The sequence below is a fragment of the Janibacter sp. YB324 genome (assembly GCF_014217915.1).
Lineage (GTDB): Bacteria > Actinomycetota > Actinomycetes > Actinomycetales > Dermatophilaceae > Janibacter > Janibacter indicus.
The window spans coordinates 211,435-224,556 of the sequence record NZ_CP060120.1 but is presented as its reverse complement, the minus strand read 5'-3'; the positions used below and the strand labels follow the sequence as shown (position 1 = coordinate 224,556).

Here is a 13,122-nt window from a genome sequence, read left to right as displayed (position 1 = left end):
ATCCTCGCAGCAGGCCGACGGGAGCCGCCGCGCGCCTCAGCCTCCGGTCACCGCCGCGAGATGCGTCGAGCCCGGGATCGGTCGGGTCAGGCCCGGCGGCGCCCCAGTCGGCGGGCTCCGGCGGCACCGAGCCCGGCCGCGAGAAGCAGACTGCCGAAGAGCAGGAAGTTCATCGGGGTGAGGATGACGTAGGCGTCACGACCGACGCTCGTCGGCACGAGGTCGTAGATCGAGCGGGCGAGCTGGAGGTCGCCGAGGGCCACGCCGAGGGCCAGGGTGCACAGCCCTGCCACCGTCGTGCCGACGGACGACCACGCCGTGACCGCTGCCCAGAGGAGCGCCGCCAGGACGAGAACCGCGGCACCGGCGAACGTCGCGCCCCACTGGGTTTGGAACTGTTCTGCGTAGGAACGCCATCCCCGCGCGAGCACCCACAGCCCGCCGATCGTCACCCACCACGGCAGCACGGCGACCAGCGGGGTGAGGAGCCACGGGAGGAGGCGACTCGACCCGCCTTCGGTCCGGTCCTCGGCGCGCTGCGCGGCCGTCGTGGCGGTCGTGGTCTCGGGCTCCCCTGTCATGCGGCCATGCTCCCACCGACGGGAGGCCGAAGGGGGTTTCAGCCGTCCCGCAGACCGGCCGGCCAGCGCCGGGCACCGGGGCCTTCGGCACCCCGCTCGTCGCCGGGGTTGTAGATCGGGCAGCTCGACGTCGACAGGCAGCCGCAGCCGATGCACCCGCTCGTCGTGTCACGCAGCTCGACGAGCGCGTCGATGCGCTCCTGGAGGGCGTCGTGCCAGCGCCGGGAGAGCCGCGCCCAGTCACGTGCGGTCGGGGGCCGCTGCGCCGGAAGGGAGTCGAGCGCCTCGCGGATCTCGTCCAGGGAGAGGCCGAAGCGCTGCGCCGCGCGGACGAGGGCGAGCCGCCGCAGCGTGTGCCGCGGGTAGCGGCGCTGGTTGCCCGCGGTCCGGGTCGCGTGGACGAGCCCCTTGGTCTCGTAGAAGCGCAGCGTCGGGACGCTCACCCCGGCCCGGGCAGCCACCTCTCCGATGGTGAGCAGATCCCGCGTGTCCATGCCCTGACCCTACCGACTTGACCTCATGTCAACTTGAGGTTGGAGGGTGGCCGCATGACGACGACCACGCCGTGCCAGACCATGTCTCCCGAGCTGTGGTTCGCCGAGACGCCCGAGGGTCTGGAGTACGCGAAGTCGCTGTGCGCCGACTGCCCGCTGCGCCGCATGTGCCTCGAGGGCGCGCTCGAGCGCGGCGAGCCGTGGGGCGTCTGGGGCGGCGAGATCCTCCACCAGGGCGCGGTCATCCCCCGCAAGGTCAAGCGCGGGCGCCCCCGCAAGGACGTCGCCGCCTGATCAGGCGCGGATCTCCCCGCGGGAGGCGCGCAGCGCGATGTCGGTGCGGTGGTGGCCGCCGTCGAGGCCCACCTCGGCCACCGCGGCGTAGGCCCGCTCGCGTGCCTGCGCGAGGTCGTCGCCGAGGGCGACGACCGACAGCACCCGCCCGCCCGAGGAGACCAGTCGGCCGTCCTGCGTCGCGGTGCCCGCGTGGAGCACGTGGACGTGCTCGGCGAGGTCGCCGTCGGCGATGGCGTCGAGACCGTCGATCGGGACCCCGGTGATCGGCTTCGCCGGGTAGCCCTCGGCCGCGACGACGACGGTCACCGCCGACTCGGGACGCCAGCGCAGCGGGTCGTGCTCGGCCAGGCGACCCTCGGACGCCGCGGTGAGCAGCACCGCCAGCGGCGACTCGAGCCGGGCGAGCACGGACTGGGTCTCGGGGTCGCCGAAGCGCACGTTGAACTCGATGACCCGCGGACCGCGCGAGGTGAGCGCCAGACCGACGTAGAGCACCCCGACGAAGGGAGTGCCTCGCCGCGCCATCTCGTCGACGACCGGCTGCGCGACCCGGGCGACGACGTCGTCGACGAGGCCCTCCGGCGCCCAGTCCAGCGGGCTGTAGGCGCCCATGCCGCCGGTGTTGGGGCCCTCGTCGCCGTCGAAGACCCGCTTGAAGTCCTGGGCGAGGTCGAGGGGCACGACGGTCGAGCCGTCGCAGATGCAGAAGAGGCTCGCCTCGGGGCCGTCGAGGAACTCCTCGATGACGACGCGACCGTCGTCCCCCTTCGCCAGGCAGGCCAGGCCGTGCGCCATCGCGACCTCGCGGTCCTCGGTCACCACGACCCCCTTGCCGGCGGCCAGTCCGTCGTCCTTGACGACGAAGGGAGCACCGAAGGCATCGAGGGCCTCGGCCAGCTGCTCCTCGGTCGTGCAGACGTGCGCGAGGGCGGTGGGCACCTCCGCCGCGGCCATGACCTCCTTGGCGTAGGCCTTGCTGCCCTCGAGGCGCGCGGCCTCGGCGCCGGGGCCGAAGCAGCGGATGCCGGCCTCGCGCACCGCGTCGGCGACGCCCGCGACGAGCGGGGCCTCCGGGCCGACGACGACGAGGTCGATCTCGTGGCCACGGGCCAGGTCGACGACCGCCTGCGGGTCCTCCGCGGCGACCGGCAGGTTGCGGGCCAGCGTGTCGGTGCCGGGGTTGCCGGGGGCAGCGATGACGGCCGAGACCGTGGGGTCGAGGGTGAGGGCGCGGACGAGGGCGTGCTCGCGGGCGCCGGAGCCGATGACGAGAACCTTCACGGGGGCGAGCCTACGAGACGGTGAGGCGGTGGGGCCGGGCGGTTTCGAGGCTCGGCCGCGAACGGCCTCGCACCTCAACCAGCGTGAGGTCGGGCAGGGCTCAGAACGCAAAAAGGGGGGCGCAGCTCTCGGCAGGCAGGGGGTTTCTGCCGTGAGCTGCGCCCCAAGGTCGCGGGTCCAGACATCAGGGGGGACACCGACCGCGCGACCGTCGACCGAAGCCGACGCTCCGATACTGGCACTTCGTTGAGGGTGAAATCAAGATGGAACGGACCAGTTCCTCCACAAGTCCTCTCGACAGGCCCGGCAACCCGTGTCGTCGGGTGCGTGCACGGAGCAACTAGACTCAGTCCTTCCGCCCAGCCGAAGGGGAGCACGAGGCCCTGTGACCGACACCCACGTCGACGCCGTCGCTGCCGAGATCGCCATCGAGCAGCAGCATCTGGACCGTGTCCACGCCGAGCTCGCCAAGGCCGGCAGGCGCGCCGATCTCGTGGCCGTGGACGGCATGTCGCGCGGCCGCACCGACCGCACCGGCGATGTGCGCGACGAGGAGATGTCCGGGCTCTTCGAGCGCGACGCGCTCGTCTTCAACGCCGCCCGACGCATGGCCACGCTCGAGCACCAGTACGAGGGTCTCGTCTTCGGTCGCCTCGACCTCGACCACGCGCCGGAGGGAGCAGACCAGTCGGACCGGGAGGTCCGCTACATCGGCCGCCTCGGAGTGCGTGACGACGACTACGAGCCGCTCGTCATCGACTGGCGGGCGCCGGCCGCCTCCCCCTTCTACCGCGCGACGCCGGGCGACAATCAGGGCGTCATCCGCCGCCGCGTGCTGCGCAGCCGCGGTGAGCGGGTCATCGGCGTCGAGGACGACCTCATGGTCCCCGAGGCGCCCGACGACATGGTCGTCGTCGGCGACGGCGCCCTTCTGGCCGCGCTGACCCGCAGCCGCGGGCAGCAGATGCGCGACATCGTCGCGACGATCCAGGCCCACCAGGACGAGGCGATCCGGGCCACCGACCGCGGCATCACCGAGATCAGCGGCGGGCCGGGCACCGGCAAGACGGTCGTGGCCCTGCACCGCGCGGCCTACCTGCTCTACGCCAACCGGCGCCGCTACGAGTCCGGCGGCATCCTCGTCATCGGGCCCTCCGCGGCCTACACCGCCTACATCGAGCGGGTCCTCCCTTCGCTCGGCGAGGAGTCGGTGACCCTGCGCTCCCTCGGCGACGTCGTCGACGTCATCACCGCCGTACGCCACGAGTCCCCCGAGGTCGCCGCGATCAAGGGGTCGCTGCAGATGCGCACCGTGCTCAAGCGACTCGCCGCGCGGGCCGTGCCGGGCGCACCCACGAGCATGCGGGTCATGGTCGGCGGCCTGCCCGTCCACCTCGACGAGGGCCAGCTGGCCGACATCCGACGCCGCGCGCTGCGCGACCGCACGCGCAACCAGGCGACCAAGCACGTGCGCGAGCTGCTCGCCGAGGCCGCGTGGCGGCAGGTGCGCGAGGGCGACCGCGACGAGTTCCTCGACGCCTTCGACGAGTCCCTGGCCGTCGACGACTTCGTCGCCGCGTGGTGGCCGCAGGTCGATCCGCGCGAGGCCCTGCTGTGGCTCGCGGACACCGAGCTCGCCTACGAGGTGTGCCGCTCGGTCCTCAGCCAAGGCGATGCCGCCGCCCTGGCCCACGCCGCCCGCGAGACCCTCGAGCTCGGCTCGTGGACCGTCTCCGACGTCGCGCTCGTCGACGAGCTGTCGGTGCGGGTCGGGCAGGTCGAGGCGCCCGAGGTCGAGGAGCGCTCCTTCTACGAGATCGAGGAGCTCGACGGCGTCGAGGAGCTGCAGGCCATGGGCTCGGCGATCCGCGCCCCCGAGGTCGACCACTCGCTCACGCCGACGTCCGCCCGCGAGCGCCTGCTGCACGGCACCGTCGGCCGCTCCACCGACTACGCCCACGTCCTCGTCGACGAGGCCCAGGACCTCTCCCCCATGCAGTGGCGGATGATCGGCCGCCGTGGCCGCCGCGCCTCGTGGACGGTCGTCGGCGACGTCGCCCAGGCCTCCTGGCCCGACATCGCCGAGGCCGAGCAGGCTCGCGACGAGGCCTACGGCACGCAGCCGCGACAGGCCTTCCACATGACCACCAACTACCGCAACGCGCAGGAGATCTTCGACTACGCGCGCGAGGTGATCCTGCCCGTCGTCCCCGACGCCGACATCCCCGACGCGGTGCGGCAGACCGGGGTGCGGCCCGAGGACGTCACCTTCGGCGACCCGCTCGACGACTCCCGCCCCGACGTCAGCACCGTTGCGGCACAGGCGCTCACGCGCCTCGCCGACGAGGTCGACGGGTCCATCGCGGTCATCACCCCGCAGCGTCACGCCGAGGCGATGCTCGCCCTCGACGGCAGCCACGACGGGCGCGTCGTCGTCATCGACCCGCTGTCGACCAAGGGTCTGGAGTGGGACGCGACGCTCGTCGTCGACCCCGACGCGATCGTGCGCGAGGCCCCCGGTGGCGCCCGCGTCCTCTACGTCGTGCTCACCCGTGCGGCGCACCGGATGACGGTGCTGCGGCCCCTGGACTGAGGCACCTCCCGTCCGGACGGATCGGACGGCGGGACATGCGGAACGGCCCCGGGGCAGGTGCCCCGAGGCCGTCCGTGTGGAGCGAGCGGTCAGCCGCTCTTGCGGCGGAACATCTGCTGGGTCGCACTGGTCTCGGCGCGGTGCGCGTCCTCGACCTTGCCGTGCGAGCCATCGGGCGAGACATTGGCCCCGCCGTGCGACTGCTTCTTCTCCAGCGCTTCCCGGAACTTCGCCTTCACGTCCTCAGGAGCGCTCTCGTGCTTGCTCATGGGACCTCCCTTCGTCGGCGGCCGGGACCGCGGCTGCGACCCCGTGTCACTCCACCCTCCAGCACGAAGGGGGTGAAGGCAACGGCTTTTCGCCGGCGACGGGGCCGCTCAGGCGTCGAGGAGCGGGTGCCGCTGGATGATCTCGTCGCGGCCGGGGCCGACGCCGATCGCCGAGACCCGGGCACCGATGAGCTCCTCGGCCCGCAGGACGTAGGCCTGGGCATTGGCCGGCAGCTCCTCGAAGGTGCGGCAGTGGGTGATGTCCTCCCACCAGCCGTCGAGGTACTCGTAGATCGGCGTCGCGTGGTGCACGTCCGACTGGTTGACCGGCATCTCCTCCACCCGCTCGCCGTCGATCTCGTAGGCGACGCAGATCGGGACCCGCTCCAGGCCGGTGAGGACGTCGAGCTTGGTGATGACGAAGTCGGTGACGCCGTTGATCCGGGTCGCGTAGCGGCCGACGACGGCGTCGAGCCAACCGGTGCGGCGCGGGCGACCGGTCGTCGTGCCGTACTCGTGGCCGGTCTTGCGCAGGAACTCTCCGTCGTCGTCGAAGAGCTCGGTCGGGAAGGGGCCCTCGCCGACACGCGTGGAGTAGGCCTTGAGGATCGCGATGACCCGGCTGACCCGGGTCGGCGGGATGCCCGAGCCGGTGCAGGCGCCACCAGCAGTCGCCGAGGACGAGGTGACGAAGGGGTAGGTGCCGTGGTCGACGTCGAGCAGGGTGGCCTGGCCGGCCTCGAGCAGGACGTTCTTGCCGGCGTCGAGCGCCCGCTCCAGCTCGAGACTGGTGTCGACGACCATCGGGCGCAGCCGGTCGGCGTAGGAGAGCAGCTCGGCGACGACGGCGTCGGCGTCGGCCGCCCGGGTGTTGTAGATCTTGGCCATGACCTGGTTCTTGAAGTCCAGGGCCGCCTCGACCTTCTGGCGCAGGATCCCCTCGTCGAAGATGTCCTGCACGCGGATGCCGATGCGGTTCATCTTGTCGGCGTAGGTCGGTCCGATGCCACGGCCGGTCGTGCCGATCTTGCGCTTGCCGAGGAAGCGCTCGGTGACCTTGTCGAGTGTGCGGTTGTAGGGCGCGATGAGGTGCGCGTTGGCGCTGATGAGCAGCTTGGAGGTGTCGACGCCACGCGCCTCGAGCCCGTCGAGCTCCTGGAAGAGGACCTCGAGGTCGATGACGACGCCGTTGCCGATGACGGGGACGACGCTCGGGGTGAGGATGCCCGACGGCAGCAGGTGGAGTGCGTACTTCTCCCCCTCGATGACGACGGTGTGACCGGCGTTGTTGCCCCCGTTGAACTTCACGACGTAGTCGACGTCGTTGCCCATCAGGTCGGTCGCCTTGCCCTTGCCCTCGTCGCCCCACTGGGCCCCGATCAGCACGATCGCCGGCATCGGTCCTCCTCGCCCACCCCGGTGACGGCAGCGGGTCTCGACAACACATCAGCCGCGGGCGGCCCCGCGGCTGCTGACCCCCACACCCTACCGGCGCGCCACCCCGAGCCGACCGTCGCGCTCGAGGGCGACCCCGAGCTGGAAGCGGGTGCCGACGCCGTACTGGTCCATCAGGGCGGCGACGCGCCGGCGCACGGTACGCAGCCCGACGTGCAGGGTGCGCGCGATCATCTCGTCCTTGGCCCCGAGGGCGAGCATGCGGATCAGCGCGTCGTCGGCACCGGTCTCGGGCACCTCGACCTCCGGGGAGACCGACCACATGAGCTCGAACCACGCGGCGAAGCACTGCACCAGCGCGGGGTTGCGGATGAAGACGTAGGGCGAGTGCGGGTCGCCCCACTCGGCGAGGGTCACGACCGCCTCGTCGCCGAGCACGAGGAATTCGGTGGCCACGAGGTCGGACAGCCGCTGCTGCTGCCCGGAGCGCCGCTTGGCCGCGAGCTCCGCTCGCGACAGGTCGCCCTGCAGGACCTCCGGGTGGATCAGGGCCCGCTGGAGCTGGCCCTCGACGGCCCGGTCCCGCTCGTGCCGCGAGTTGGCCTCCTGCTGCCCCGCACCGGTGTCGGTGGTGAGGATGACGTTGTCCGTGCGATCGACGTGGCCGGCGACCCGGTCGATCATCGGCGCCGCCATCTCCTGGGTGAGGACCTGCACACCGGGGTCGTCACCGAGGTCGATGTTGTGCATGCGGGCCCGCAGCGTCATCAGGGCATCGCCGATGTCGACGAGCTTGTCGCGGGCCTCCTCGACCCGGATCGTGTCGGCGGCCAGGTACTGCTCGAGTCGACGAAGCGGGTCGTCGTCGCTGTCATCGCTTCGTGCCATGATTGGCATGTTAGTGCCACTGGCCGTCCGATGCCGTTCTTTGGGGTGTTCATGGGGCACACTGGGCCCTGCGGGGGCGCCGCGCTTGGGAATCAGGGGACTTCTAAGCGGCGCCCCCCGCCTTGCTTTCCGGGCACGGGACACCGGACCGACGACGAAGGGCGTCACGACCAGTGGTCGTGACGCCCTTCAGGTGTTCCCTTCGAGACGGTCGCTGCGCGACCTCCTCAGGGACCGAAGCTCAGCCCAGCAGTGCGCGGGCCGCCTCGAGCGAGGAGTCGGCGAGGAAGGTGCGGCAGCGCTGCTCCTCCTCGGTCTCGCCGATCTCGCCGGCGGCCTGGGAGAGCGCGGCGAGCGCCCGCAGGAAACCGCGGTTGGGCACGTGCGCCCACGGCACCGGACCCTGACCCTTCCACCCGGAGCGCCGCAGCGCGTCGAGACCGCGGTGGTAGCCGGTGCGGGCGTAGGCATAGCCCTCGATGGAGCGGCCACCGTCGAGGGCGGTCTCGGCGAGCACCGCCCACGGCAGGGAGGACGAAGGGAGGTCCGCCGCCACCGCGGCCGCGTCCTCACCGGCCTCGATGCGCGCGGTCGCCGGGTCCTCGGGCAGCTTCGTCTCGGGGATGCCGAGCAGGTTGTCCACCATCAGGCCTTCACCGACGTCCCGGCCGAGCGGAGGTTCTCGCAGGCCTCGACGATGCGGGCGGCCATCGACGCCTCCGCCTCCTTGCCCCACGCGCGGGGGTCGTACTTCTTCTTGTTGCCGACCTCGCCGTCGATCTTCAGCACGCCCGAGTAGTTCTCGAACATGAAGCCGGCGACCGGGCGGGTGAAGGCGTACTGGGTGTCGGTGTCGACGTTCATCTTCACGACGCCGAAGTCGACGGCGTCGCTGATCTCCTGGGCGGTCGAGCCCGAGCCGCCGTGGAAGACGAGGTCGAGGGGGCGCTCGCCGGCGTCGGTGCCGTACTTCGCGACGATCGCGTCCTGGCACTGCTTGAGGATCTCGGGGCGCAGCTTGACGTTGCCCGGCTTGTAGACGCCGTGGACGTTGCCGAAGGTCAGGGCCGTCATGTAGCGGCCCTTCTCACCGAGGCCGAGCGCCTCGACGGTCGCGAGCGCGTCCTCGGGGGTCGTGTAGAGCTGGTCGTTGATCTCGTTGGCGACGCCGTCCTCCTCGCCGCCGACGACACCGATCTCGACCTCGAGGATGATGTCGGCCGCGGCGGAGAGCTCGAGCAGCTCCTGCGCGATCTGCAGGTTCTCCTCCAGCGGCACGGCCGAGCCGTCCCACATGTGCGACTGGAAGATCGGCAGGCCAGTGGCGTCCCGACGCTCCTTGCTCGCGGCGAGCAGCGGGCGGACGAAGCCGTCGAGCTTGTCCTTGGGGCAGTGGTCGGTGTGCAGGGCGATGTTGACGTCGTAGTTCTTCGCCACCTCCTGCGCGTAGGCGGCGAGCGCGAGCGAGCCGGTCACCATGTCCTTGATCGTCGGGCCGGAGAGGTACTCGGCGCCGCCGGTGGAGACCTGGACGATGCCGTCGCTGCCGGCCTCGGCGAACCCGCGGATCGCGGCATTGAGCGTCTGGCTGGAGGTGACGTTGATCGCGGGGTAGGCGAAGGACCCTGCCTTCGCACGGTCAAGCATGTCGCGATAGACGTCGGGAGTGGCGATGGGCATGGCGTGGAGCCTCCTGGCGCGGTGATCGGTGGTCTTGCCGCCGATCCTCGCAGATCACCCCTCACCCGACCATGCGCCCTTTGCTAGGTTCGGTCGCGCGACCGGGGGGACGCGCCCCTCGCCACGTCACGACGAAGGGGAACCACGTGCACTTCCGTAGCCGACGCCACCTCGCGGCCGCTGCCGCCACCGCCGCCGTCCTCCTGACCGCCGCCTGCGGCTCCGACTCGTCCGGGCAGGAGTCGCCCTCGAGCAGCGAGGCTGCGCCCTCGAGCAGCGGGGCTGCGTCCTCGTCCTCGTCCTCGTCCTCGAGCAGCGCGACCGGCTCCAACACGATCGTCGTGGACGGCACGACGATCGAGGCCCCCTGGAAGCCCGCCTGCCAGCGCAGCGAGGACGGCACCAAGGGCGCGATCGACCTGCTCGACCTGCCGAGCCTGGACGAGATCGAGGAGTCGGGCGAGATCGACGGCACCATCGTGGGCGCCGACTTCGACCTCGACGGCGACGAGGCGACACTCACCGGCTTCCGGGTGAACAACGGCTCCCAGGAGGACCTCATCGGCGACCGCTTCGGGGACCTCGTCGGCAACCAGGACGACATGACGATCACCTACTCGCAGGAGGCCGTCCGCGTCGAGGGCACCGCCCAGGGCGAGGTCGACGGCACGGAGCGCAAGGACATCCCCTTCGTCATGGACGTCGGGTGCACCACCTGGATGGGGCTGACCAATGAGGGCGACGTCGCCCCGCCGAGCTGATCGCGGACGGGTCCTCAGGGCGCGAGCAGGCTCATCCGCGGGCGCCCGTGGAGCGTCGGGAGTCCTGCCAGGCGATGATCCGCTCGAGCGCCTCGGCGATGGCCTCGGGACCAGCCGCGAGCGACAGGCGCACGCAGTGCGACCCCTCGACTGGGTCGAAGTCCCCGCCGGGCGTCACCGCGACCCCGGTCGCCTCGAGCAGCGCCGACGCGTACTCGCGCGCATCGGCGAAGCCGGCCAGCTGCTCCCCCAGGTCGGCCCAGTAGTAGAAGGCACCGTCGGCGGGCGCCGCTGCGCCCCAACCGAGCTCAGGTACCCGCTCGAGCAGCACCTCGCGTGCCCGGCCGAAGTCGATGAGCGCCGCCTCGCACTGCCGGTAGGACTCCTCGGAGAAGGCCCCCACGGCCGCCTCCTGCGCCGCCGCCGGCGGGCAGAGCGCGATGTTGCCCGCGAGCGCGTCGACCGCGGCCCGCAGGTCCTGCGGCACGAGGAGCCAGCCAAGACGCCACCCGGTCATGCCCCAGTACTTGCTGAAGGAGGAGACGACGATCGCGTGCTCGTCGACCTCCCGGGCGCAGACCCCCCTTCGCATCGGGGCCGGTGCCGTAGGTGACGCCGTGGTAGATCTCGTCGCTCACGAGCCGCACGCCGTGCGCGCTGCACCAGGCGGCGATCGCGGTGAGCTCACCACGGTCGACCATCGTGCCCGTGGGGTTGGCCGGCGAGGCGAGGACGAGCCCGGCCAGCGGGGCGTGCGCGTGCGCCGCCTCGAGCTGGGTGACGGTCGGCTGGTAGCGCTCCGCCGGACCGGTCTCGATGTCGACGACCTCGCAGCCCAGCCCGGCAAGGATGTTGCGGTAGGCCGGGTAGCCGGGCCGCGCCAGCGCGACCCGGTCACCGTGGTCGAAGGCCGCGAGGAAAGCCAGGACGAAGCCGCCGGAGCTGCCCGTCGTCACCGCCACCTCGGTCGGGTCGACGTCGAAGCCGTACCACCGCCGGTAGTGGCCGGCGATGGCCGCGCGCAGTGCCGCAGTGCCGAGCGCGGGCGTGTAGCCCAGGGCCCTCCCTTCGGCATGGATCGCCGCCGCGGCCTCGTGGACCCGACCGGGCGCACCCTGGCTGGGCTCGCCGGCACAGAGCGAGATGACCTCACGGCCCTCCGCACGCATCCGGGCGACGGTGGCCAGGACGTCCATGACCTCGAAGGGGGCGACCGCGGACCGGGAGGAGGGGGCGAAGGAAGACGTCATGTGGTCATGGTCGCACTGTGATACAGGCCACGTGCGGGTGTACTGTCGCCCGGCCACACCTTCCAGAGAGGACTCCCGTGTCGGAGACGACCTACCAGCTCATCGCCATCGGCGTGTACTTCGCGGCGATGCTCGCGATCGGCTACTACGCCTACACGCGCACCCGCAACATCGACGGTTACATGCTCGCCGAGCGCGGGCTGCACCCGGCCGTCGCGGCCCTGTCCGCCAATGCCGCCGACATGTCCGGCTGGCTGCTCATGGGCCTGCCCGGCGCCATCTACGCCTCCGGACTCATCGAGTCCTGGATCGCCATCGGCCTGACGGTCGGCGCCTGGCTCAACTGGAAGTTCGTCGCCCCGCGGCTGCGGGCCTACACCGAGATCGCAGGTGACTCGATCACCATCCCGAGCTTCTTCGGGCGCCGGCTGCGTGACCGGACCAACCTGCTGCGCATCGTCGCCGCGCTGGTGATCCTCGCCTTCTTCACCTTCTACGTCTCCTCCGGCATGGTCGCCGCCGGCAAGTTCTTCGAGAGCTCCTTCGGCTGGGAGTACCTGCACGGCGTGCTGCTCGTCGCGGCGATCACCCTCGTCTACACGCTCTTCGGCGGCTTCCTCGGGGCGACGCTCACCGACGTCGCCCAGGGCCTGCTGATGTTCGCCGCGCTCGTCGCGGTGCCGATCGTCGCCGTCTTCACGATGGGCTCCCCCGGCGAGATCGTCGACGGCGCACAGGCGGTCAACCCCGACGTCTTCAACCTCTTCGCCGGCAGCGACGGAGCCGCCCTGCTCGCCCTGAGCATCTTCTCCACGGCCGCGTGGGGTCTGGGCTACTTCGGCCAGCCGCACATCATCGTGCGCTTCATGGCGCTGCGCTCCTCCGCCGACGCGCACTACGGCCGCATCGTCAGCACGACGTGGATGATCATCACCGCGCTCGGCGCGATCACGACCGCCCTCATCGGCATCGCGTACTTCAACGGCCCCGACCCGGCCAAGCAGATCGACGACCCCGAGACGGTCTTCCTGCTCCTGTCGCAGATCTTCTTCCACCCGCTCGTCGCGGGCTTCGTCCTCGCGGCCGTGCTCGCGGCGATCATGTCGACGATGTCGAGCCAGCTCGTCGTGTGCTCCTCCGCGCTCGTCGAGGACCTCGTCAACCTCACCGGCCGCAAGGCCTCGGACAAGGCGCTGCTCGTCTACGGCCGCGTCGGCGTCCTCGTCGTCGCGCTCGTCGGGCTCGTCCTCGCGCTCGACCCCGACTCGGCGATCCTCGAGCTCGTCGCCTTCGCCTGGGCCGGCTTCGGTGCCGCCTTCGGCCCGATCGTCCTGCTGTCGCTCTACTGGCGTCGCCTCACCGCGAGCGGCGCGATCGCCGGCATGGTCGTCGGCGCCGTCACCGTCTTCGTCTGGGGCAACATCGACAGCCTGAGCGACCGGATGTACGAGATCGTCCCGGGCTTCGCGCTCAACCTGCTCGTGGCCGTCGTCGTCTCTCTCCTCCGGCCGACCACCGACCCGGAGATCGCGGCCGAGTTCGACCGGATGGAGCAGGAGCTCGCCGACGGGCGCGGCGACATCGACCTCGCCCGTCAGGGCTGAGCCGACAGCGGTTCCACCCGGATCCCACC

The 13,122-nt window shown here is 71.5% G+C and carries 12 protein-coding genes and 1 pseudogene; 4 read left to right on the top strand and 9 right to left on the bottom strand.

Annotated features, from left to right (window positions below; genetic code table 11):
• Positions 1-86: 86 nt before the first annotated feature.
• Together H7A72_RS01140 and soxR are read right to left on the bottom strand one after the other, a co-directional pair.
• Positions 87-581, bottom strand: coding sequence for a hypothetical protein (locus H7A72_RS01140; protein ID WP_185221368.1), 495 nt, complete (start codon positions 579-581; stop codon positions 87-89).
• A gap of 38 nt (positions 582-619) precedes the next feature.
• Positions 620-1,075 (bottom strand): redox-sensitive transcriptional activator SoxR, encoded by a 456-nt coding sequence (soxR, locus tag H7A72_RS01135; protein WP_185221367.1) that lies wholly within the window; start codon positions 1,073-1,075, stop codon positions 620-622.
• A 54-nt stretch (positions 1,076-1,129) separates the two neighbouring features.
• Between soxR and H7A72_RS01130 the strand changes: the two genes are divergently transcribed.
• Entirely contained in the window at positions 1,130-1,369 is a 240-nt protein-coding gene (locus tag H7A72_RS01130) for a WhiB family transcriptional regulator (protein WP_185221366.1), read from the top strand.
• On the opposite strand, the gene purD is transcribed toward H7A72_RS01130, so the two are convergent.
• Entirely contained in the window at positions 1,370-2,653 is a 1,284-nt protein-coding gene (purD, locus tag H7A72_RS01125; RefSeq protein WP_185221365.1) for a phosphoribosylamine--glycine ligase, read from the bottom strand. It lies immediately after the preceding gene.
• 385 nt (positions 2,654-3,038) lie between these two features.
• Here purD and H7A72_RS01120 point away from each other — a divergent pair, with 385 nt between their 5' ends.
• Positions 3,039-5,246: an AAA family ATPase gene (locus tag H7A72_RS01120; RefSeq protein ID WP_185221364.1), complete on the top strand. Its 2,208-nt coding sequence runs from the start codon at positions 3,039-3,041 to the stop codon at positions 5,244-5,246.
• Positions 5,247-5,335: 89 nt separating this feature from the next.
• Here H7A72_RS01120 and H7A72_RS01115 read toward each other — a convergent pair whose 3' ends face one another.
• From H7A72_RS01115 to fbaA, 5 genes are all read right to left on the bottom strand, one after another.
• On the bottom strand, positions 5,336-5,515 hold the full coding sequence (locus H7A72_RS01115; protein ID WP_072623472.1) for a DUF5302 domain-containing protein: 180 nt from the start codon (positions 5,513-5,515) through the stop codon (positions 5,336-5,338).
• Between the two features lie 108 nt (positions 5,516-5,623).
• Positions 5,624-6,913, bottom strand: coding sequence for an adenylosuccinate synthase (locus H7A72_RS01110; RefSeq protein ID WP_185221363.1), 1,290 nt, complete (start codon positions 6,911-6,913; stop codon positions 5,624-5,626).
• Positions 6,914-7,000: 87 nt separating this feature from the next.
• On the bottom strand, positions 7,001-7,798 hold the full coding sequence (locus H7A72_RS01105) for a hypothetical protein (RefSeq protein ID WP_185221362.1): 798 nt from the start codon (positions 7,796-7,798) through the stop codon (positions 7,001-7,003).
• A gap of 241 nt (positions 7,799-8,039) precedes the next feature.
• Positions 8,040-8,444 (bottom strand): DUF3151 domain-containing protein, encoded by a 405-nt coding sequence (locus H7A72_RS01100; protein ID WP_084452875.1) that lies wholly within the window; start codon positions 8,442-8,444, stop codon positions 8,040-8,042.
• Positions 8,444-9,478 (bottom strand): class II fructose-bisphosphate aldolase, encoded by a 1,035-nt coding sequence (fbaA, locus tag H7A72_RS01095; protein ID WP_072623468.1) that lies wholly within the window; start codon positions 9,476-9,478, stop codon positions 8,444-8,446. The genes H7A72_RS01100 and fbaA overlap by 1 nt, the downstream gene beginning before the upstream one ends.
• A gap of 146 nt (positions 9,479-9,624) precedes the next feature.
• On the opposite strand from fbaA, the gene H7A72_RS01090 reads away from it, so the two are divergent.
• The gene (locus H7A72_RS01090; protein WP_185221361.1) at positions 9,625-10,239 is read left to right on the top strand and encodes a hypothetical protein; all 615 of its coding nucleotides are present in this window, start codon (positions 9,625-9,627) and stop codon (positions 10,237-10,239) included.
• A 31-nt stretch (positions 10,240-10,270) separates the two neighbouring features.
• On the opposite strand, the pseudogene H7A72_RS01085 reads toward H7A72_RS01090, so the two are convergent.
• Positions 10,271-11,489 (bottom strand): annotated as a pseudogene (locus tag H7A72_RS01085) (pyridoxal phosphate-dependent aminotransferase).
• 77 nt (positions 11,490-11,566) lie between these two features.
• Between H7A72_RS01085 and putP the strand changes: the two are divergent.
• Positions 11,567-13,093 carry a sodium/proline symporter PutP gene (gene putP, locus H7A72_RS01080; protein WP_185221360.1) on the top strand — a complete coding sequence of 509 codons (1,527 nt, stop codon included), beginning with the start codon at positions 11,567-11,569 and terminating at the stop codon, positions 13,091-13,093.
• Positions 13,094-13,122: the final 29 nt, after the last annotated feature.